The organism is Micromonospora sp. C28ISP2-4, from assembly GCF_030519385.1.
GTDB lineage: Bacteria > Actinomycetota > Actinomycetes > Mycobacteriales > Micromonosporaceae > Micromonospora > Micromonospora tulbaghiae.
Genome location: NZ_JAUMKG010000005.1, coordinates 353,258 through 373,763, shown reverse-complemented (window position 1 = coordinate 373,763; position 20,506 = coordinate 353,258). Strand labels below are relative to the sequence as shown.

Below are 20,506 nucleotides of genomic sequence, written 5' to 3'. Positions count from 1 at the left end.
ACCTGCCTCAGTCCTCCGCCCGGCCGTACCAGCCACCCCGGTAGACGGTGCCCTGCGGGGCCGCCTGCGGCTCCGGTTGCGGCTCCGGCTGCTGCGGCACGCCGGCGGCGGTGCGACGGGAGCGGCGGACCCGGCTGACCACGAACCAGCAGACCCCTGCCACCACGGCCACGATGACGACCTTCTGGAACGTGCCCGCGTACGCCTCGACCACGTGCCACTGCTCGCCCAGCAGGTAGCCGGCGAGCACGAACGTGGTGTTCCAGATCAGGCTGCCCAGCGCGGTGTAGAGCAGGAAGACCGGGACCGGCATCCGTTCCACACCGGCCGGGATGGAGATGAGACTGCGGAAGATCGGAATCATCCGGCCGAAGAACACCGCCTTGACGCCGTGGCGCAGGAACCACGCCTCGGTGCGGTCCACATCTTCCAGCTTGATCAGCGGCAGCCGCCCGGCCAGGGCACGCATCCGGTCCCGCCCGAGGGCCGCGCCGATGTAGTAGAGCGCCAGGGCGCCCACGATCGACCCGAGCGTGGTCCAGAAGATGGCGCCCACCAGGCTCATCTTGCCCTGGCTCGCGGTGAAACCGGCCAGCGGCAGGATCACCTCGCTGGGAATTGGCGGGAACAGGTTCTCCAGGGCCACCGCGAGGCCGGCGCCCGGACCACCGAGCCGTTCCATCAGGCCGGTGACCCAGCCGGCCACTCCGTCGCCGGTCGGTTCCGCGGCCCGCGAGGTGCTCACCCGGGGGACGGCGAGCAGCTGTGCGTTTCCGATCATCGGACCAACGTTACGGGGCGAAGCCGCGGACGACCACGCGTCATGGAAACCATTATCGTGTACGCCATGCGTACGCCGTTGCGGATCGCCGTCGCCCAGCCGCTGACCCGCTCCCACGACGTCGAGGGCAACGCCGCGCGGCACGCCGACGCGGTACGCGCCGCCGCGGCCCGCGTGGTGGTGTTCCCGGAGATGTCGCTGACCGGGTACGAGCTGATCGCCGCGCCGCTGGACCCGGCCGACCCGAGGCTCGCGCCGCTGCGGGCGGCCTGCGCCGAGACCGGCACGCTGGCGCTGGCCGGGGCACCGGTGCCCGGGCCGCACATCGGGGTGCTCGCGGTCGACGCCGACGGCGCGCGGGTCGCGTACCGGAAGATGTGCCTGGGCGGCGCGGAGCCGCAGCACATGCGACCGGGCCGGGAGCCGGCGGTGCTCGATGTGGACGGCTGGCGGCTGGGCCTGGCCGTGTGCAAGGACACCGGCACGCCGGAGCACGCGGCGGCGACCGTGGCGCTCGGCGCGGACGCCTACCTGGCGGGAGTGCTGGAGTCGGCCGAGGACGCGGCGGTGCCGGACGAACGCGCCCGACGGGTCGCCGCCGCGCACGGCGTGTGGGTGGTGACTGCGAGTTTCGCCGGCTCGACCGGGGGCGGGTACGCGCGGGCCGCGGGCGGTTCGGGGATCTGGTCACCGGCGGGTGAGCCGGTGGTCCGCGCCGGCACGGACGTCGGCGCGGTGGTCACCGCGACCCTGCACTGACGGATCACCTACGCTGGGCGGAATGGCATCGTCGGAAGGCGCCGGCCCGGAACCGGCAACCCCGCTCGCGAGCGGTCGCACCGCTGACGTGTGGCTCCTGTCCGGCAGGCGGGTGCTGCGCCGCTACCGCGACGGTGGCGACGTGCGGGCCGAGGCCGAGGTGATGCGGTACCTGCACCGGGCCGGATATCCCGTCCCCCGGGTCCACCGCGCCGACGGCGCCGACCTGGTGCTCGACCGGGTCAGCGGCCCGACCCTGGTGGAGGCGTTCCACGCGGGAACGCTCGCCGCGCCCGAGGCGGCCCGCATGCTGGCCGACCTGCACGACCACCTGCACGCGCTCCCCGCACTCCGGTCGGCCGATCCGGCCGTCCGCATCCTGCACCTCGACCTGCATCCGGCCAACGTGCTGCTGACCGCTACCGGTCCGGTGGTCATCGACTGGACCGACAGCGCCGAGGGTCCGCCCGCGCTGGACCGGACGACGACCGCGGTGATCCTCGCGGAGGTCGCGGTCGCTCCGGGACACCCGCTGGCGGCGGCGGCAGGTGAGTTGCTGTCCGCGTACGTCGCCGTGTCCGGGCCGCTCGACCGGCTGGCGGAGGCGGTGCGGCGCCGCGCCGCCGGTCACGCGCCCGATCCGCAGCGGCTGCCCCAGGCGGCGGAGCTGGTGACGGAGAGGATTCGCGCTGTCGCGACGACGGCGGCTCAGCCCTCGTCGGCGCCGCCGCGCAGCCGCTCGTAGCCGTCGATCAGCTTGCGCAGCGCGGCGGCGGTGACCGGGTCGATCTTGTCGTCCTCGGCGGCGTCCTCAATCTTCTCGCGCAGGTCCTCGACCCGCTTGTCCCGGTCCTTCGGCTTGCCCCGGTCCAGCTCGGCGGCCTTCTTGCGCAGGTCGTCGGCGGTCTTGCGGTCGATCAACCCGATCGCCTCGGCCCGGTCGAGCAGCTCACCGAACCGGTCGCCGAGCTGACGCAGCGTCACCGGTTCGGATGCCGTCGACGGCGGCGCGGCGCTGGTGGGCTTCGGGGCGGGCGGTTCGGCGGCACCGGTCGACGGACCGGCGGTCGGCGCGGCGGCCGGTGGCGTGCCGGAGCCGTCGCTCCACAGCAGCGAGCCGACGACCGCGAGCAGCAGCACCACCGCACCGGCCACCAGCAGGCCGAACAGCCGGTTCGACGAGACCGCCGGGCGCGGCGGCGCGACGGGACGCCCCACCGGGCGGGACGCGACGGCCGGGGACCGCTCGACCAGGGTGGGCGGGTGCGCCACCGGCGCCACGGTGGGCAGGATCGCGGTCGGCGGGTCCACCGGGCGGCCCGCGCCGAGCCGGTCGGCGAGCCGGGCCGCCGCGGGCCGCCGTGCCGGGTCCACGTCCAGGCAGGCCAGGACCAGATCGGCGGCCTCCGGCGGCAGGCCGGGCACCCGCGGCGGCGGCACCGGCGGGCGGTTGCGCCGCACGTCGAGCACGTCGTCCCAGCTGCGCACCGGCAGTGGCGCCCGGCCGGTGAGGCTGCGGTACAGCAGTACGCCGAGCGCGTACACGTCGCCGGCCGGGTTCGCCGGACCCGGGTCGAGGCGTTCCGGGGCGAAGTACGCGGGGGTGCCCATCAGCAGCGCACCGGTCTGCCCGGTGACCGGGTGCGGGCCGGCGGGCGCGGCGATGCCGAAGTCGAGCACCTTCGCGCCGGTCTCGGTGAGCATCACGTTGGCCGGCTTGACGTCGCGGTGCACCACGCCGATGCGGTGCGCCGCGGCCAGCGCCCCGGCGACCTGCCCGGCCGTGCGGACCGCGTCCGGCCAGGCCAGCGGCCCGCCGTTCAGCCGGTCGGCGAGCGTCTGCCCCTCCACCAGCTCCATCACCAGGTACGGGACCAGGACGCCGCTGTCCAGCGTCGCCTCGCCGTAGTCGTACACCTGGGTCACGTGCGGGTGGGTGAGCCGCGCCGCCGCGCGGGCCTCGCGCTGGATGACCGCCCGCAGTTGCGGGTCGGCGGCGAGCTGCCCGGCGAGGGCCTTGACCGCGACGGGCCGGTGCAGCACCTCGTCGTCGGCGCGCCACACCTCGGACATCCCGCCGAGGCCGATGCGTTCGCGCAGGACGTACCGGTCGTGCAGGCGCAGGGCGGGCGTGAACGGCGACATAATTCACCAGGCTGCCATGCGCGGCACCGGCCGCACCAACCCGCGGCCCCGTTTCGTCCCGATCAGGCGTTCTTCCGCCCGCCGCTTTCCCCCGGTCAGGCCGGGTACAGCTCGTCGCGCATGCGGGCCAGCAGCTCCGGAGTGCGCTCCGGCGGCGCGGCCTCCACGCACAGCCGTTCCATCGCCTCGGCGTAGAAGTCGAGGTCGTCGCGCTTGTCCAGGTAGATCGCGCTGGTGAGCTGCTCGATGTAGACGATGTCGGGCAGGTCGGCGTCGCCGAAGCGCAGGATGCTGAACGCGCCGCTGGCCGCGGCGTGCCCGCCGGCGGCGAACGGGACGATCTGCAACCGCACGTGCCGGCCCGACGTCGCCTCGATCAGCGCGTCCATCTGCTCCCGCATCACCGCGGCGCCGCCGATCGGGCGGCGCAGCACCGCCTCGTCGAGCACCGCCCACAGCTGCGGCGGGTTGGCGCGCCGCAGCAGCTCCTTGCGCTGCATCCGCAGCTCCACCCGCCGGTCCAGCTCCGCCGCCGACGCGCCGCGGTGGCCGAGCAGGATGACCTCCCGGGCGTACGCGGCGGTCTGCAACAGACCGGGTACGAACTGCACCTCGTACGTGCGGATCAGCGCGGCCGCCGCCTCCAGGCCCAGGTACGACTGGAACCAGGCGGGGAGCACGTCGCCGTAGCGGTGCCACCAGCCCGGGCTGTTCGCGTCGCGGGCCAGCTTGAGCAGCGCGTCGCGGTCCTCCGGCGCGGTGACGCCGTAGAGCGTGAGCAGGTCGGCGACGTCACGCTCCTTGAAGCCGACCCGGCCCAGCTCCATCCGGCTGATCTTCGACTCGGAGGAGCGGATCTCCCAGCCGGCGGTCTCGCGGCTGACGCCGGCGCTCTCCCGCAGCCGGCGCAGCTGCCCGCCGAGCAGCATGCGCAGCACTGTCGGACCGCTTGTCGGACCACCCTCGACGGGCACCGTCGCCACCTGACCGCCCTCGCATCCCGACCACCCCGGCCGGGCACCCTCCCGGACCGACGAGTAAGCATGCCATGAACCGACAGTGAGGTGAACTCCTCCGGACGGACGGAGTCAGTCCCGTGTACGGGACGGCGGGATCAGGTGGTCGAAGTCGCCGTCCCGGGCGCCGAGCACGAACGCGGCGATTTCGTCCACTGTGTAGATAAGTGCCGGGCCCTCCGGGTGCCGGGAGTTGCGGACCGCGATGCCGCCACCGCCGGGCAACTCGGCCAGTTCGACGCAGTTGCCGCTGGGGTTGCTGCGGCGGCTCTTCAGCCAGCGCATCGGCGGCAACTCGGTCGCGGGCACGCCGTTCGGGGGTTGCTGCATGGGCGTCCTTCGGGATGAGCCAGCCGAGGCCGCGGGGAGGAGCGGTGGGTGGCGACGTCTGTCGACTGAGGAGTGAGATGCACGTGCATCTGCTATTGCATCTGCAATGGACAGAGAGCATGATAGCGGAAATACGGTGTGCCGGTTCGTTCACGCACGGTGACCCGAGCCCGGCCCCGGGGACGCCGCTCCGCGCGGCTTCGGGACTGCGGTGAGGAGGACGCGTTGGCGGATCCGATGACCATCGCCTCCGGCATCTCCGCGGCGGGCGCGCTCGTCTCCGCCTGGCAGTTACGCCGCCGCGCGCTGCGCGCCGAAGCCGAGATCGAGCTGCTCCAGGCCGAGCTGGCCGCCGAGCGGCACGCCGCCAGCCACGACCCGCTCACCGGGCTGCCGAACCGCCGCGCGTTCTTCCGGCTCGCCGCCGCCCTGCTCACCGACCCCGCCGGCCAGCCGCTCGTCGCGGTCGTACTCGACCTGGACAACTTCAAGCAGGTGAACGACCGCTACGGGCACGCCGCCGGCGACCAGGTGCTGGTCTGCGTGGCGCAGCGACTGGCCGCGTTCGCCGGCCCCAACCTGGTCGCCCGGCTCGGCGGCGACGAGTTCGCCGGCCTGCTGGCCAGCCCGACGCCGGACCGCCGATGGATCGAGCACGCCACGCGGCGGCTCTGCGAGGCGCTCGCCGCGCCGATCCCCCTCGGTGCGCGCAGCATCCAGGTCACCGCATCGGTCGGGCTCGCGCCGGTGCACTGCCCCACCCAGCTCACCGACGCGCTGTGCCGCGCCGACGCGGCCATGTACGAGGCGAAGACGCTCGGCCCCGCCCGCCCGGCTCGCCAGCTCGTCGCGGAGTACTGAGCGGCTCTACCTTCTGATCCGCCCCACCCCGCCCGGCGGCGCCGGGTGCTGAGCCCGGTCCGCCCTGCCCCGGCCGGCCGGTCGCGGGGTGCCGGCCGGGCTGCCTCCGGCTGGTCAGCGCCAGCCGTAGCCGTCGCGCAGCGCCTGCCCGACCCGGTCGAACCGGGACCGGTCCAGCACCGCGCCCTCGCGGCGGATGCTGTCCTCGCGCATGGTGAGCACCCGGTCCAGGCGTACCCAGCTCGGCCGGTTGTCCCGGTCCCACTCCCCCGGGCCGAGCGCCAGCCAGTGCCGCTGGCCGTCCCGGTCGCTCTGGCTGGACAGCATCAGCCCGAACAGCGTGCGGCTGTGCCGGCCCACCACCAGCACCGGGCGGTCCTTGCCCTGGCGCGGGTCGTCCTCGTACGGCACCCAGGTCCAGACGATCTCGCCCGGGTCGGCCTGGCCGTCCGGCTCCGGGGCGTACGACAGCTCGCGGCGCTGCAACGCGCTGACCTGGCGGCGGCGCGCGACCTGCGCCGGGATCGGCCCGGCCGTGCGGGTGGGGGCGGGCACGCCCCGGGTGATCCGGCCGAGCCGCGACGCCACGTTCCTCAACAGACCTGCCACGGCGGGCAGCCTAGCGGCCGGGGTACGCGGCCGATGGAATCGGGTCGCCGGGCCGGGTCCGCGGTGCCATCCTGCCCCGGTGACAGTGCCCCGCCATCAGATCCGCGCCACGTTCACCGAAACTTCGATCACCGTCTACCAGGCGTACCCGCCGGAGATCGCCGACGCGGCGCTGCGCGCGGGCCGGTTCGTGCCGCCGTTCAAGCGGGAGCGGATGACGTGGATCAAGCCCTCGTTCCGCTGGATGATGTACCGCTGCGGCTGGGCACTCAAGCCGGGCCAGGAACGGGTGCTGGCGGTCGGCATCAGCAGGGCCGGCTTCGAGTGGGCCCTGCGGCACGCCTGCCTCAGCAGCTACAACCCCCGCCTGCACCCGGACCGGGAGGCGTGGCGGCGCAGCCTGCGGGTCAGCCCGGTGCGCGTGCAGTGGGATCCGGAACGCTCGCTGCGGCTGGCGCCGCTGCCGTACCGCTCGTTGCAGCTCGGGCTGACCGGCGAGGCGGTACGCCGCTACGTCGACGAGTGGGTGGTCGGGCTCACCGACGTCACCGCGCTGGCCCGGTCGGTGCACCGCCGTCTTCTCGACGGCGACGAGGCCGGGGCGTCGGCGCTGCTGCCGGTGGAGCGACCGTACCCGTTGCCGCCGGAGGTAGCAGGCGTCGTCGATGCGGGCTGAGCGGCCCGGTGCCGCGCCGCGAGGCGGGATGTTAATAGGGGGCCCTTCTACTACCGGAGGCGTTAAGAAGGGGCCCTTCCTTACGCTGGGGGCGTGGAGTTGCCCGATGATCTGCCGCTGTTCGAGCGCAGCGCGGTGCGGCTGGTGGTGCTCGACACCGCCGACCGCCTGCTGCTGTTCCACACCCGCGACCCGGACCACCCGGACCTCGGCGTGTGGTGGGAGCTACCCGGCGGCGGGCTGGACCCCGGCGAGACGTACCGGGAGGCGGCGGTACGCGAGCTGCGCGAGGAGACCGGCATCGCCATCGGCCCGGACGAGGTGGGCGCACCGACGTGGCGGCGGCGGGCCAGCTTCCGGCACCGGCAGCGCCGGCACCTCCAGGACGAGGTGATCGTGGCGGTACGGCTGCCCGGCCCCGGGCCGGACGTGGACGAGGCGCTGCGGCTGGACTACGAGGTCGAGGACTACTTCGGGTTCCGGTGGTGGCCGCTGGCCGAGGTGCTCGCCGAGCGGCCACGCTGCTACCCCGGTCGGCTGCCGGAGCTGCTGCCCGTCTTCCTGGCCGGCGAGGAGATCGACGAGCCGTTCGAGCTGTGGTCCTGACCGGGCGTGCCGGTGGGCGCGCCACCGGGCAGAGTGGAGCCGTGACTCCTCTGCGCGCTCCCCTGGCCCGTTACGCCGAGCGGCTGCACCGCGCCGCCGGTGACACCCACCACGTCGCCTCGCCACTGGGCGCCTGGCTGCTGCTGGCGCTGACCGGTCCGGCCGCCACCGGCGATGAGCGCGCGGCGCTGGCCGAGGCGCTCGGCACCGACCCGGACGACGCCGCGGCCGAGGCCCGGGCGCTGCTCGCCACGCCGCACCCGATGGTCGCCGCGGCCACCGCGCTGTGGGAACGCACCCCGGCGGCGGAGCTGGCCGCCTGGCGGGCCACCCTGCCGGAGGCCACCGAACGCGGCGCGCTGCCCGACCAGGCGGCACTCGACGCCTGGGCCCGGGAGCGTACCGGCGGGCTGATCGACCGCTTCCCGGTCGACGTCGCGCCGGACACGCTGCTGGTCCTGGCGAACGCGCTCGCGACCCGGGTGTCGTGGGCCGATCCGTTCGACACGGCCCCCGGCGCGGAGCTGGGCGCGGGCAGCGCCTGGTCCGGTCGGCTGAGCCGGGTGCTGCGCACGCCGCCGTTCGGGCACCGCTGCTGGATTGCGGCCACCGACCGGGCCGGCGACGTGGCGGTGCACGCGGTCCCGGCCGCCGACGACGGCGCCGGCATGCTCGTGGTGTCGGTGGCCGCCGCGCCCGAGGTGCCGGCCGCCGACGTGCTGGCCGCCGCGCAGGAGCTGGCGAGCGCCGCCGCGTTCGCCCCGGACGCCGTACCGGGTCACCGGTCGCTGTTCGACCTGCCGCTGGGCGAGACGCCGCTGTGGGCACTGCGGGAGGAGCCGACCCGCACGTTCGCGGCCGACGGCCGGGAGGAACACGCCACGGCGGTGCTGCCCTGCTGGTCGGCGCGCAGCCGGCACGACCTGACCGCACCCGGGTTCGGCTTCGACGCGGCGGCCCGGGCACTCGGCGGGCTGCTGGGCCTGACCGGGCCGGGGTTCGACGCCGCGCAGTCGGCGGTGGCCCGCTTCGGCCGCTACGGCTTCGAGGCCGCCGCGGTGACCGCGTTCGGCATGGTGGCCGGCCTGCCGCCGGAGGGTGTCGCCCGCGTCGCCGAGCTGCGGTTCGGTCACCCGTACGCGGTGGTCGCGGTGACCACGGACGCGGCCGGCGGCCCGTGGCACGCGCTTCCGGTCTACTCCGCCTGGGTAGCCGACCCGGAGGAGTTGCCCGCCGACGAGGCCGGATAGGCGGCCAGCGCGCTCGTGAGCTGGTCCAGTCCCAGCGAGCCGAGTTCCAGTGCCCGGTTGTGGAACGCGCGCCGGTCACCGGGGAACGCCGCCCGGCCGTCCCGCCACACCCGCTCCCCCACCTTGTACGTGAGCGCCTGCCCGGGCCGGCCCAGGTACCGGGCCAGTTCCAGAGGCGCGTACGGCCCCTGGTGGCAGCGGTCGCGCAGCAGGTCCAGCGCCGCGTCCGGCGTCCACGGCGCGCCGCTGCCGGAGGGCATCGGCAGTCGCAGGTGCAGGCCGATGTCGAGCACCACCCGGGCCGCGCGCAGCAGCTGCATGAACAGGTGTCCCAGCCGGGCGCCCGGCTGCTCGTAGAGTCCGAGTTCGTCCATGAACCCCTCGGCGTACAGGGCCCAGCCCTCCTGGGCGCCGGAGAGGCCGCCGAGCAGGTTCAGCCGCTGCCCGGGGCCGCCCCGGCACGCCTCCGCGCCGAGGTGCAGGTGGTGGCCGGGGACGCCCTCGTGGTAAGCGGTGCTGTACGCCCACCAGGTGGAGAAGCGCTCCTGTCCCTCGGGCAGCAGCCAGGAAACCCGGCCCGGCCGGGTCAGATCCCGTGACGGTCCGATGTAGGCGGTGCCGCCCGACGTGGTGACCCGTGACTCGATGCGCCGCAGCGGCGCCGGGATGTCGAAGTGCGTGCCGTGCAGCCGCTCGGTGGTGGCCTCCAGCAGCTCCTGGAGCCAGGCGCCGAACGCGTCCCGGCCCTGCACGACGCCGGGCGCGTCGGGGCGGTCGAGCCGGTCCCGCACCTCCGGCACGGTGCCGCCCAGGGTTCTCGCCTCGGCGACGAGGTCCGCCTCGATCGTGGTGAACTCGTCCCAGCCCCACTCGTACAGCTCGCGCAGGTCCGGCTGCGCGCCGAGGAAGGCCCGCACCCAGAGCGCGTACCGCGCCGGGCCGAACGCCTCGTCGTCGTGCGCACGCGGCGCGAGGTCCGCGGTGAGCGTCGCGGCGAACCTCCGGTAGGCCGCCTGGGCGTCCCGGGCCGCTGCCTGCAACGAGCGGCGCTGCGGACCGTCGCCGTACCGCTGGATCAGGGCCGTGTCGTCGTCGATCCAGGCGCGGCAGCGCTGCGTCACCAGCTCCACCTGCGCCGGGCCGGCAGGTGACCGCGCCCGGCGGCGAGCAGGAGGCTGCGGGCGTACCCGTCGAGTGCGGCCGGGATCGCGGCCTGGCGCGCGCCGACGCGGGCCCAGCCGTCCTCGGAGGCCGCGCCCTCGGCGTCGCGGCCCGGCACCGCCGACTCGACGCACTGGCGGATGAGCTGGAGCGGGCCGGTGGCCGCGGCGTGCAGTTCCCGCAGGTCCTCCCCGGCGTCGTGGAAGGCGAGCCGGGCGCGCAGCCGTTCGGCGAGGTGCGCGTGCAGCGGGGTGGCGGGGAGCGCCTCGATCCGGCGCAGGGCGCGGGCGGCGAGGTCGGCGCGGGCCTGGTGGCCGTCCGGGCTGTAGTCGGTGAGCCCGTCGACGTCCAGCTCACCGGCCTCGACCACTGCCGCACACGGATCGAGGCGTCCCATCTCCCGCAGCAACGCGTCGGTGACGTCCTCGCTCATCGCACCGATGCTAGCCCGGTGATCAAGGAGTTCGTGCCGGCCGGGAGGCCCGGAACGGACATGAACTCCTTGATCAACCGGGTGGGAGGCGGGTTCAGACCGAGACGAGTTCCTTCTTCTCGGCCTTGGCGGCCAGGCGCTTCTCGCGCTCCTGGGCGCCGATCAGGTCGTCCGGCAGGGAGTCCTCGACCTCCAGGTCGAACCGGCGCAGCAGCCGGATCGCGAAACCGCCGAGCGTGATGAGGATCAGCGCCACACCGAAGCAGATGTACGCGAAGCCGATGCCCCGGCCCGGTCCGGTGCCGATCACCGCGCCCACCGAGCCGGCCAGCGCCCCGCCCGGTGCGAGCATCGGCTCGAACAGCGCGGTGGCGCCCGGCGCGAGCAGCGCGAACCCGATCGGCAGCGTCGACCAGGAGATGGTCTGGTTGAGGCTGAACACCCGGCCGTGGAAGCGCTGCGGCACCTTTACCTGGACGATCGTCGCGTAGATCGACTGCGCGGTGGTCATCGACATGGCCAGCCAGCAGAAGCCGACACAGATCATCGCCACCGACGCGTCCAGGCCGATCAGCACGCAGCCGATCGCGGTGCCCAGGTTGCCGACCAGCACGCCGATCATGCGGCGCTTGCGCGGACCGCCCCACAACGACATGAGCACGCCGCCGAGCACCGCGCCGACCGCTTCGGCCAGCGCCACCTGCGCCACCTGCGTCGGGCTGCCGAACGACAGCACCAGTGGGGTGATGAGCACCAGCGCGGGCGCCAGGAAGATGTTGCCCAGCGCGAAGTAGCCGAGCATCAGCCGGAACCCCCGGTGCCGCCACGAGTAGCGCATGCCGTTGGCGATGGCCACCAGCAGCCGTTCCCGGGGCCGCCAGCCCAGCGCGTCCGGGAAGCGGACCACGGCGAGGGTGAGCACCGCGAACACGTAGCTGGCCACGTCGACCAGCAGGATGCCCTTCAGCTCGATGGTGGCGAGCAGGCCGGCCGCGAACGCCGGCATGAGCAGCGTGGCCACACCGGTGGACAGCTGGGTGATGCCCATGGCGTGCCCGAGGTAGCGCTTGGGCACCAGCTGCGGCACCGCCGACTGGAACGCGATCCGCTGGAACGAACCGGCCACCGAACTCAGCGCCACCAGCATGTAGATGTGCCAGAGCACGAGGTTGTCGGTCCACAACAGGGTGGCCAGCACGAGCTGGACGGAACCGGCGAAGCAGCTCGCGGTCATCATGATCCGCCGCCGGCTGACCCGGTCGACCAGCGCGCCGGCCACCGGCAGCATGAGCACGCCGCAGATCAGCGCGAGCGCCCACAGCAGGCCGAGGTTCGCCACCGAGCCGGTGCGGTTGAACAGCCAGATCGGCAGTGCGAACGCGGTCAGCGCGGAACCGGTGCTGGAGATGAGCTGACCGGTCGTGACGGCCATGAACCGACCCATGCTCGGCTTGACCGTCGTGGTGGGCTTGCGGTCCTCGCCCACCCGCAGAGTGTCGGCCACCACCCAGCCGGCGTCCTCACCCCGGGTCTCCGCGGTCAGCGCGCCGACGTCACCGTCGACCACCGCCGGGTGCACCCGAGTGACGATCTCGGCCAGTTCCTCCGCCCGGTACTTGAGGAAGAAGTGCCCGGCCTGGTCGAGGACGACGAGGCCGAGCCTGTCGCTGAGGAACTGCCACTCGGCGTACCGCTCGCGGTAGTAGTCGGTCACCGGGTCCTCGGAGCCGACCACCGAGATGATCGGCGCGCGGAGCTTCGTCGCCTGCTGGTCGAGCAGCCGGGTGAAGTACTCCTCGGAGGCCCGGGAGTCGGCCCGCATGTTGCTGATGATCCGGTCGGCCTGCTCCGGGTCCAGCTCGTCGGTGTCCACACCCATCGACTTGAGCCAGCTCGCGGAGTGCCTGTTGCTGCTGAGCCGTTCGAGGCGGTCGCGCAGCGCCGCGATCACGCCCTTCGGGCGGGCGAACGGGAACATGGCGCCGATGTAGACGGCCTCCAGGTCCCGGCCGGCCGCCTCGACCTTGCGGGCCACGTCGGCGAGGATGGCGCTGCCGACGCCGCAGTGGCCGTACAGGGCGATCGGCCCCTCGACCCGCTCCAGGATCTCGTCGGCGACGCGGCTGGTCAGCTCGTCGAACGGCAACGCGTTCTCGCTGAGGCCCACGTCGTGGCCGGGGATCGCCAGCGACCACAGCCCGTACCCGGCCGGCAGCGCGTCGGCCAGCGGCTGGTAGACGATCGCGCTGCCGCCGCCGTACGGGACGCAGACGTACGTCAGCACCCGCTTGCCCGCCGGGATCGGCTTGGTCAGCTCGTAGAGCAGCCGGCGTGGCCCTTCCTGCGCGGCGTCGCCGGAGACGAACGCGGCGAGGTCGCGGATGGTGCGCTGCTGGAACAGGTCCATCACCCCGACCGCCCGGCCGCCCAGCTCCGCCTTGCGGATCTTGGCGACCACCTGGGTGGCGAGCATGGAGTGCCCGCCCAGGTCGAAGAAGTCGTCGTCGATGCCGAGCGTGTCCACGCCGAGCACCTCGGACCAGATCGCGGCGAGCGCCCGCTCGGCGTCGTCGCGCGGCTCCACGAGCGCCACCGACGCCTCGCGGGTGACCACCGGCGCTGGCAGCGCCTTGCGGTCCAGCTTCCCGTTCGGGGTCAGCGGCAGCGCGTCGAGCGTGACGAACGCGGCCGGCACCATGTACTCGGGCAGCGTGGCCTTCAGCGCCGCCTTCAGCGCGGCGTGCTCGGCCGCCCCCACCAGGTATGCGGTGAGCCGCTTGTCGCCCGGGCTGTCCTCGCGGACGATCACAGTGGCCTCGGTGACGCCCGGCTGTTCGCGCAGCGCGCTCTCGATCTCGCCCAGCTCGATGCGCAGGCCGCGCAGCTTGACCTGGTGGTCGATGCGGCCCAGGAACTCGATCACCCCGGTGCCGTCCGGGCCGACGACCCAGCGGGCCAGGTCACCGGTGCGGTAGAGGCGGGCGCCGGGCTCGATGGAGAACGGGTCGGGGACGAACTTCTCCGCGGTCAGCGCCGGCCGGCGGTGGTAGCCGCGGGCCAGCCCGACACCGCCGATGTGCAGCTCACCGGCCACCCCGACCGGGCACTGCGCGCCGGACGGGTCGAGCACGTGCAGCCGCAGGTTGGCGATCGGCGCGCCGATCGGCACGCTCGTCACCTGCGCGAGCCGGTCCGGGTCGCACGCCCAGGCGGTCACGTCGATCGCCGCCTCGGTCGGGCCGTACAGGTTGTGCAGGCCGCACCAGGGCAGCCGGGCGGTGAAGTCGGCCGCCGAGGCCGGCGGCAGCTCCTCGCCGGAGCAGATCACCCGGCGCAGCGCGGTGGCCGCCTCCACACCGTCCTCGGCGAGGAAGACGGTGAGCATCGACGGGACGAAGTGGGCGGTGGTGATCCGCTCGGACACCAGCAGGTCGCGCAGGTAGCCGGCGTCCTTGTGGCCGCCCGGTTTCGCCAGCACCAGGCGGGCGCCGGTGCGCAGCGGCCAGAAGAACTCCCACACCGACACGTCGAAGCTCGCCGGGGTCTTCTGGAGCACCGCGTCGTCGGCGCCGAGGCCGTACGTCTTCTGCATCCAGTCGAGCCGGTTGACGATGCCCCGGTGCGTGTTCGGCACGCCCTTCGGGCGGCCGGTGGACCCGGAGGTGTAGATGACGTACGCCAGGTGCTCCGGCCCGGCGGCCGGTGCCGGGTCGGTGTCGGGCTGACCGGCCCACACCGTTGCGTCGTCGAGTTCGAGCACCGTGGCGCCGGTGTCGGGCAGCACGTCGCGCAGGTGCGACTGGACCAGCACCACCGGCGCGTCCGCGTCGCCGACCATGAACGCGAGCCGGTCGGCCGGGTACTCCGGGTCCAGCGGCAGGTACGCGCCGCCGGCCTTGAGCACGCCGAGCAGCCCGGCGACCAGTTCCACCGAGCGTTCCGCGCACACCCCGACGAGCGTCTCCGGGCCGACGCCGGCCGCGCGCAGCCGGTGCGCGACGCGGTTGGCCTGCGCGTTCAGCTGCGCGTACGTGCGGCTGTGCCCATCGATGGTGACCGCCACGGCGTCCGGGGTCGCCGCCGCGCGCTCCTCGATCGGGCCGTGCAGCGTCTGCGCGCGCGGGAAGTCGGCCGCGGTGTCGTTCCAGGCGGCCAGCAGCTCCCGCTCGGCGGCGGGCAGCAGCGGCAGCCGGGACACCGGGGTGTCCGGCGCCGCGACGACCGCGTCCAGCAGCGCGGTCCACCGCTGCGCCATGCGCTCGACAGTGGCCCGGTCGAACAGGTCGGTGTTGAAGACCAGCTTGCCCCACAGCCCGTCGACGGTCTCCACCGCGTGCAGCTCGAAGTCGAACCGGGTGGCCCGCAACTCCATCGGGGTCCAGGAGAACGTGACCTCGTCGGTGCGGGACACGCCGGAGAACCGGCCCATCTCGTAGTTCTGCAGCACGAACATGGCCTGGAACACCGGGGAGCGGCTGACGTCGCGCGGCAGGCCCAGCTCGTGGACCACCTTGGCGAACGGCACCTCGGCGTGCTCGAACCCGTCGAGCACGGTGCGGCGGGTGCGTTCCAGCAGCTCGGCGAACGTCGGGTCGCCGGCCAGGTCGGCGCGCAGCGGCAGCATGTTGATGAACATGCCGACGAGGTTCTCCAGCTCCGGTGCGGACCGGCCGGCCACCGACGCGCCGATCGCGAAGTCGTCCTGGCCGGCGTGCCGGGCCAGGAGCACCTGGTACGCGGCGAGCAGCGTCATGAACAGCGTGCCGCCGCTGTCGCGGGTGAGCGCGTTGAGCGCCTCGGTGGCGGCCGGGTCGAGCTGGAACTCGACGAAGTCACCCCGGTAGGTCTGGGTGGCCGGGCGGGGGCGGTCCAGCGGCAGTTCCAGCGGAGTGATGCCGGCCAGCCGCTGCTTCCAGTAGTCGACGTGCGCCCGCGCCTGCGGCCCGTCCAGCTCATGGGCCTCCCAGACGGCGAAGTCGCCGTACTGGATCGGCAGGGCGGGCGGCTCGCCGCCCCGGTAGAGCGTGATCAGGTCGCGCAGCAGCACGTCCACCGACCAGCCGTCGCCGACGATGTGGTGCTGGGCGAGGAACAGCACGTGGTCGTCGGCGGTCAGCCGGATCAGCAGCGCCCGCAGCAGCGGACCGTTCGCCAGGTCGAACGGCTCGGCCGCCGCCGCGTCGACGAGCGCCTGCGCGGCGGCCTCGTCCGGCGCGTCCACCACTGTGAGCGGCACGTCGGCGGTGTCCGCGACGACGACTGTGGGACGGCCGTCCGCGTCGGCCGGGAAGCGGGTGCGCTGCGACTCGTGCCGGTCCGCGAGGCCGGTCAGGGCGGCGCGCAGCGCGTCCACGTCGAGGGGTCCGCGCACCCGCAGCGGCACCGCGATGTGGTACGCCGCCTCGCCCGGGGCGAGCTGGTCCATGAACCAGACCCGCTCCTGGGCGTAGGACAGCGGCACCTCCGCGCCGGACGGGCGGGGCGTGATCCGGGCCGCGGGGGCGGCCTGGCGGGCGCGTAGCCGTCGGGCGATCAGCGCCTGCCGGGCCGCCTCGCGGGCCGGATCCTTCAGGTCGGTCATCAGTCGGTTCCCTCTTCCGCCGCGAGCAGCGCGGCGACCTCGGTGTCGGAGAGCCCGTCGAGTTCGGCGGCGATCCGCTGCTCGATCTGGGCGGCCAGGTCCGCCACCACGGGGCTGCTGAACAGCGCCCGCATGGGCAGGTCGACGTCCACCTCGGCGCGGATCCGGGCCATCGCCCGCATGCCGCGCAGCGAGTTGCCGCCGAGGGCGAAGAAGTCGTCCAGGGCGCCGACCTTCTCCACCTGGAGGATCTCGGCGTACACCTCGGCGACCAGGCCCTCGGCCTCGGTGCGGGGCGCGACGTAGCTGTCCTGGGCGTTCTCGGCCGCCGCGGGGGCGGGCAGCGCGGCGCGGTCCAGCTTGCCGTTGGGCGTCAGCGGCAGCGCGTCCAGCCGGACCAGGGCGGCCGGCACCAGGTGCGCGGGCAGCTCGCGGGCCAGTTCGGCGCGGACCGAGTCCTCGTGGGCCGGGCCCACCAGGTAGCCGACGAGCGTCGGCTCGCCGCCGTCGGTGCGTACCGCCGCGGCGGCGGCGCGCACGTCCGGGTGGGCCAGCAGCGCGGCCTCGACCTCGCCCAGCTCGATGCGCATGCCGCGCACCTTGACCTGGTCGTCGCGGCGGCCCAGGTAGTCCAGCGTGCCGTCGGCACGCCAGCGGGCCAGATCGCCGGTGGCGTACATCCGGGCGCCGGGCGGGCCGTACGGGCAGGGCAGGAACCGCTCGGCGGTCAGCCCGGGCCGGTCGTGGTAGCCGCGCGCGAGCTGGGTGCCGGTGACGTACAGCTCCCCCACCACGCCCGGCGGCACCGGCCGCAGCGCGGCGTCGAGCAGCAGCGCCCGGGTGTTCCAGGTGGGCGTGCCGATCGGCACCGGACCGGCCGGTACCGGCTCGCCCGGGGCGATCCGGGCCGCGACACAGCCCACAGTGGCCTCCGTCGGGCCGTACTCGTTGATCACCGCCACGTCGGGGTGCGCGGCCCGCCAGGCGGCGAGCTGCTCCCCGGTCAGCGCCTCGCCGCCGATCACCAGGTCGGCCGTCGGCGACAGCTCTCCGTCGAGCAACGGCAGGTGACTCGGCGTGACCTTGAGGAACGCGGGCCGGCCACCGGCGCGGGCGGCCGGCTCGTCGATCGCGGCGAGCCGGACCGTTCCGCCTGCGGCCAGCGTGCCGAGCAGGCCGGTGACGGTGAGGTCGAACGACACCGGCGAGTGCAGCAGCGCCACCCCGGTCAGCCCCGGGTAGGTGGCGCAGGCCCAGGCCAGGTACGCGGTCACCGCCCGGTGCTCGACCACCACGCCCTTCGGGCGGCCGGTGGAGCCGGAGGTGTAGAGAACGTACGCCGGGTGCTCGGGGCGCAGCGGCGCGACCCGGTCGGCGTCGGTGAGATCGTCGCCGGACTGGTCGGAGCCGACCTCGCCGTCGAGCACCAGCGCGTCGCCGGGCACCAGCGCGGCCGTGTCCGGCGTGGCCACCACCAGCGCGGGCGCGGCGTCGGCCAGCAGGTACGCGATCCGGCCGGCCGGGTACGCGGTGTCCACCGGCACGTACGCGGCACCGGCCTTGAGCACCGCCAGCATCGCCACGACCAGGTCGCAGGAGCGGGGCAGCGCCAGCGCGACCCGGGTCTCCGGGCCGGCGCCGCGCGCCACCAGCAGCCGGGCCAGCCGGTTCGCTGCGGTGTTCAGCTCGCCGTAGCCGAGCGTCACGCCGTCGCAGACCAGCGCCGCCGCGTCCGGGGTGGCGGCGGCCTGCCGCTGCACCTCGTCGACCACAGTGGTCACCGGCACGTCGTGGGCGGTGTCGTTCCAGGCGCCGAGCACCCGGTCCCGCTCGGTGTCGGTGAGCAGCGGCATCGCGCCGACCGTGCGCTGCGGCTCGGCGACGGCGGCGGCGAGCAGCCGTACGTAGCGGTCGACCACCGTCTCGGCCGTGGAACGGTCGAACAGGTCGGTGCGGTAGACCAGACGGCAGTCGCCGGTGGTGATGTCGAAGGCCAGGTCGTCCTTCGTGGTGCCCAGCTCCACCGGGTCGAGGCCGGAGTCCGGGATCCAGTTCAGCGCGGTCTGGAAGATCGGCTGGACCGACGGGTCACGCTGCGGGTCGACCGCCTCGACGATCTTCTGGAACGGCGTCTGCCCGTGTTCCATGGCGTCGATCAGGCCGTTGCGGACGCGGCCGAGCAGCGCCGCGAACGTCGGGTCGCCGGAGACGTCGCAGCGCAGCGCCACCGGGTTGACGAACATGCCGATCAGCGGCGTCAGCTCCGGGTTGTCCCGGCCCGCGGTGGAGACGCCGACCACCACGTCGGTGTCGCCGGAGATCCGCGACAGCAGCGCCGCGAAACCGGCGAGCAGCACCATGTACGGGGTGGCCTGCGCGCCGCCGGCCAGCGCGCCGACGCGGTCCAGCAGCCCGTCGGGCAGCGTGAAACGCACCTCGTCACCGGCGAAGCCGAGCTGCGCCGGGCGGGGCCGGTCCAGCGGCAGGCCGGTGACCGGCGGCGCGCCGGCCAGGTGACCGGTCCAGAACGCGAGCTGCCGGTCCAGTTCCTCGCCGGTGAGCTGCTGGCGCTGCCAGACCGCGAAGTCGGCGTACTGGATGGGCAGCTCCGGCACGGCGGGCTCGGCGCCGGTGCGGGCGGCCTCGCAGAACGCGAGCAGCTCGGCGTGGAACAGCACCGCCGAGTGGCTGTCGAAGACGGCGTGGTGCACCACGAACGCCAGCGCCAGCCCTTCGGTCATGCGGATCAGCCGGGCCCGCCACAGCGGCGCCGCGTCCAGCGGGATCGGCAGGCGCGCCATCTCGCCGCGGATGCGCTCGAACTCGCCCCGCTGCTCACCGGCGGGCAGGCGCGTGACGTCGGTGACGGGCAGCGGCGCCGGCTCGTGGGCGCGTACGACCTGCACCAGCGCGCCGTCGTCGGCTCGCAGGTGGGTACGCAGCGCCTCGTGCCGGGCGATCACCCGGTTGACCGCGTCACTGGCCGTGCCGGCGTCCACGCCGGCCGGGAACAGCCACGGGAAGGACACGTTGAACACCGGCGAGCCGGCGTCGAGCTGGTTGGCCATCCACACCCGCTCCTGGGCGTAGGAGGCCGGGAAGGTCCACTCCTTGCTCGTGCTCATGAGAGGGCCTCGCGCACCGAGCGGGGACGCATGTCGGTCCAGACCTCGTCCACGTGGGCCAGGCACTCCTCGCGGGTGCCGGCGAAGCCGGTGTCGTGCCAGCCGGCGGGCAGGTCCCGGTCGGCCGACCAGATCGAGTACTGCTCCTCGTCGTTGCGGACGACCAGGAATCGGGGTTCGGCCATGTCAGTTCGCTCCTGCGTTCTCGGGGGTGTGCGGCTCGGCCATCGCGACGGCGATCTTGCGGGGACCGGTGAACGGCTCCCGGCCGTGCGCGGCGGTCATGTTGTCCACCACCAGCACGTCGTCGCGCTGGTAGTCGAAGCGGACGGTGGCGGCCCGGTAGGCGGCGCGCAGGTGGTCCATGACGTCGGCGGGGATCTCGCCGCCGTCGCCGTAGTAGGTGTTCGACGGCAGCCCGTCGGCGCCGAACATGGCCAGCAGCCCCTCCTGGTAGTCAGCCGGCAGGGTGCTGAGGTGGAAGAAGGTGGCGTGGTTGAACCAGCGCGGGGTGTCCGATCCGGGCCGGTGGTGCACCACGTCGCGGACCGCGCGGGTACGCAGGCCGTCCTTGCCGACCCACTCCACAGTGATCCCGTTGTCCGCCGCGTACGCCTCGACCGCCGCGCGGCTCTCGGTGTTGAACACCTCCTGCCAGCGGGTGCCGAAGTCGCCGTGGAAGTTGCGCACCAGCATCCACCGGCGCCTGACGAACTCCTCGCGGACCGCCGGGTCGATCAGCTCGTACACCCGGCGCACGTCGGCCAGCGGCGTGGCACCCCGGGACTGCGGCGGCGTCACGCAGTAGAAGAACAGCGTCAACGGCCAGCGCGCCTGGTACGAGTTCTCGTTGTGCAGGAAGATCTCCTCGTCCGGCGGGTAGTCGGTCGAGGTGTAGACCCGGCCCTTGATGGAGTGCCGGGGCGAGGAGCGTTCGGTGTAGGTCAGCGGCTCGCCGGCCAGTGCGCGTACGGCCTGGTCGAAGCCGTCCACGCCGCCCACGTCGAAGCCGCGGAACAGCAGCCCTCCGCTGGCGACGAGGGTGTCCCGCAGCTCGGCGCGGCGGGCTGTGATCAGGTCGGTCAGCGGCCGGCCGTCGCTCTCGACGACCACCGGCAGCGTCGCGGTTGTCTCGCTCATGGTGCGGTGTCTCCTGGTTCTGCGTCGGGGATG

General features: G+C 74.1%; 15 protein-coding genes and 1 pseudogene. 6 read left to right on the top strand and 10 right to left on the bottom strand.

Going from position 1 to position 20,506, the window contains the following annotated elements; translation table 11 throughout:
• Nucleotides 1-7 precede the first annotated feature (7 nt).
• Entirely contained in the window at nucleotides 8-781 is a 774-nt protein-coding gene (locus Q3W68_RS20570) for a DedA family protein (RefSeq protein ID WP_302906996.1), read from the bottom strand.
• Between the two features lie 66 nt (nucleotides 782-847).
• On the opposite strand from Q3W68_RS20570, the gene Q3W68_RS20565 reads away from it, so the two are divergent.
• Both Q3W68_RS20565 and Q3W68_RS20560 read left to right on the top strand, forming a co-directional pair.
• Nucleotides 848-1,540 carry a carbon-nitrogen hydrolase family protein gene (locus Q3W68_RS20565; protein WP_302906995.1) on the top strand — a complete coding sequence of 231 codons (693 nt, stop codon included), beginning with the start codon at nucleotides 848-850 and terminating at the stop codon, nucleotides 1,538-1,540.
• A 22-nt stretch (nucleotides 1,541-1,562) separates the two neighbouring features.
• On the top strand, nucleotides 1,563-2,285 hold the full coding sequence (locus tag Q3W68_RS20560; RefSeq protein WP_302906994.1) for a phosphotransferase: 723 nt from the start codon (nucleotides 1,563-1,565) through the stop codon (nucleotides 2,283-2,285).
• Here the strand turns inward: Q3W68_RS20560 and Q3W68_RS20555 are convergent.
• The 3 genes from Q3W68_RS20555 to Q3W68_RS20545 form a co-directional block, all read right to left on the bottom strand.
• Nucleotides 2,249-3,685 carry a serine/threonine-protein kinase gene (locus tag Q3W68_RS20555; RefSeq protein ID WP_302906993.1) on the bottom strand — a complete coding sequence of 479 codons (1,437 nt, stop codon included), beginning with the start codon at nucleotides 3,683-3,685 and terminating at the stop codon, nucleotides 2,249-2,251. The genes Q3W68_RS20560 and Q3W68_RS20555 overlap by 37 nt on opposite strands.
• 95 nt (nucleotides 3,686-3,780) lie before the next feature.
• Nucleotides 3,781-4,668: a helix-turn-helix transcriptional regulator gene (locus tag Q3W68_RS20550; protein ID WP_302906992.1), complete on the bottom strand. Its 888-nt coding sequence runs from the start codon at nucleotides 4,666-4,668 to the stop codon at nucleotides 3,781-3,783.
• A 105-nt stretch (nucleotides 4,669-4,773) separates the two neighbouring features.
• Nucleotides 4,774-5,031 (bottom strand): DUF397 domain-containing protein, encoded by a 258-nt coding sequence (locus tag Q3W68_RS20545; protein WP_120570193.1) that lies wholly within the window; start codon nucleotides 5,029-5,031, stop codon nucleotides 4,774-4,776.
• Nucleotides 5,032-5,256: 225 nt separating this feature from the next.
• On the opposite strand from Q3W68_RS20545, the gene Q3W68_RS20540 reads away from it, so the two are divergent.
• Nucleotides 5,257-5,892, top strand: a complete 636-nt coding sequence (locus Q3W68_RS20540) for a GGDEF domain-containing protein (RefSeq protein WP_302906991.1) — start codon at nucleotides 5,257-5,259, stop codon at nucleotides 5,890-5,892.
• A gap of 114 nt (nucleotides 5,893-6,006) precedes the next feature.
• Here the strand turns inward: Q3W68_RS20540 and Q3W68_RS20535 are convergent, their stop codons facing one another.
• Nucleotides 6,007-6,501 (bottom strand): type II toxin-antitoxin system PemK/MazF family toxin, encoded by a 495-nt coding sequence (locus Q3W68_RS20535; protein ID WP_302906990.1) that lies wholly within the window; start codon nucleotides 6,499-6,501, stop codon nucleotides 6,007-6,009.
• 79 nt (nucleotides 6,502-6,580) lie between these two features.
• Here Q3W68_RS20535 and Q3W68_RS20530 point away from each other — a divergent pair, with 79 nt between their 5' ends.
• From Q3W68_RS20530 to Q3W68_RS20520, 3 genes are all read left to right on the top strand, one after another.
• Nucleotides 6,581-7,177 (top strand): DUF4291 domain-containing protein, encoded by a 597-nt coding sequence (locus tag Q3W68_RS20530; protein WP_302906989.1) that lies wholly within the window; start codon nucleotides 6,581-6,583, stop codon nucleotides 7,175-7,177.
• Nucleotides 7,178-7,270: 93 nt separating this feature from the next.
• Nucleotides 7,271-7,783, top strand: coding sequence for an NUDIX hydrolase (locus Q3W68_RS20525; protein WP_302906988.1), 513 nt, complete (start codon nucleotides 7,271-7,273; stop codon nucleotides 7,781-7,783).
• Between the two features lie 41 nt (nucleotides 7,784-7,824).
• Nucleotides 7,825-9,033, top strand: a complete 1,209-nt coding sequence (locus tag Q3W68_RS20520; protein WP_302906987.1) for a serpin family protein — start codon at nucleotides 7,825-7,827, stop codon at nucleotides 9,031-9,033.
• On the opposite strand, the pseudogene Q3W68_RS20515 reads toward Q3W68_RS20520, so the two are convergent.
• From Q3W68_RS20515 to Q3W68_RS20495, 5 genes and pseudogenes are all read right to left on the bottom strand, one after another.
• A pseudogene (locus Q3W68_RS20515) lies at nucleotides 8,979-10,591 on the bottom strand (DUF885 domain-containing protein). The gene Q3W68_RS20520 and the pseudogene Q3W68_RS20515 overlap by 55 nt on opposite strands.
• Before the next feature lie 130 nt (nucleotides 10,592-10,721).
• A complete protein-coding gene (locus Q3W68_RS20510; protein ID WP_302906986.1) occupies nucleotides 10,722-16,208 on the bottom strand; it encodes a non-ribosomal peptide synthetase/MFS transporter in 5,487 nt (1,828 codons plus the stop codon).
• Nucleotides 16,208-19,333 (bottom strand): amino acid adenylation domain-containing protein, encoded by a 3,126-nt coding sequence (locus Q3W68_RS20505; protein ID WP_302906985.1) that lies wholly within the window; start codon nucleotides 19,331-19,333, stop codon nucleotides 16,208-16,210. The genes Q3W68_RS20510 and Q3W68_RS20505 overlap by 1 nt, the downstream gene beginning before the upstream one ends.
• Nucleotides 19,330-19,518 carry an MbtH family protein gene (locus tag Q3W68_RS20500; RefSeq protein WP_135239827.1) on the bottom strand — a complete coding sequence of 63 codons (189 nt, stop codon included), beginning with the start codon at nucleotides 19,516-19,518 and terminating at the stop codon, nucleotides 19,330-19,332. Before Q3W68_RS20500 ends, Q3W68_RS20505 begins: the two co-directional genes overlap by 4 nt.
• 1 nt (nucleotide 19,519) lies before the next feature.
• The gene (locus tag Q3W68_RS20495; protein ID WP_302906984.1) at nucleotides 19,520-20,473 is read right to left on the bottom strand and encodes a TauD/TfdA family dioxygenase; all 954 of its coding nucleotides are present in this window, start codon (nucleotides 20,471-20,473) and stop codon (nucleotides 19,520-19,522) included.
• Nucleotides 20,474-20,506 lie beyond the last annotated feature (33 nt).

Bases quoted from the DNA above. Each gene is read 5' to 3' on its own strand.
- Q3W68_RS20510 (WP_302906986.1), bottom strand. From the start codon at position 16,208: ATGACCGACCTGAAGGATCCGGCCCGCGAGGCGGCCCGGCAGGCGCTG.
- Q3W68_RS20565 (WP_302906995.1), top strand. From the start codon at position 848: ATGCGTACGCCGTTGCGGATCGCCGTCGCCCAGCCGCTGACCCGCTCC.
- Q3W68_RS20570 (WP_302906996.1), bottom strand. From the start codon at position 781: ATGATCGGAAACGCACAGCTGCTCGCCGTCCCCCGGGTGAGCACCTCG.
- Q3W68_RS20560 (WP_302906994.1), top strand. From the start codon at position 1,563: ATGGCATCGTCGGAAGGCGCCGGCCCGGAACCGGCAACCCCGCTCGCG.
- Q3W68_RS20545 (WP_120570193.1), bottom strand. From the start codon at position 5,031: ATGCAGCAACCCCCGAACGGCGTGCCCGCGACCGAGTTGCCGCCGATG.
- Q3W68_RS20505 (WP_302906985.1), bottom strand. From the start codon at position 19,333: ATGAGCACGAGCAAGGAGTGGACCTTCCCGGCCTCCTACGCCCAGGAG.
- Q3W68_RS20555 (WP_302906993.1), bottom strand. From the start codon at position 3,685: ATGTCGCCGTTCACGCCCGCCCTGCGCCTGCACGACCGGTACGTCCTG.
- Q3W68_RS20495 (WP_302906984.1), bottom strand. From the start codon at position 20,473: ATGAGCGAGACAACCGCGACGCTGCCGGTGGTCGTCGAGAGCGACGGC.
- Q3W68_RS20500 (WP_135239827.1), bottom strand. From the start codon at position 19,518: ATGGCCGAACCCCGATTCCTGGTCGTCCGCAACGACGAGGAGCAGTAC.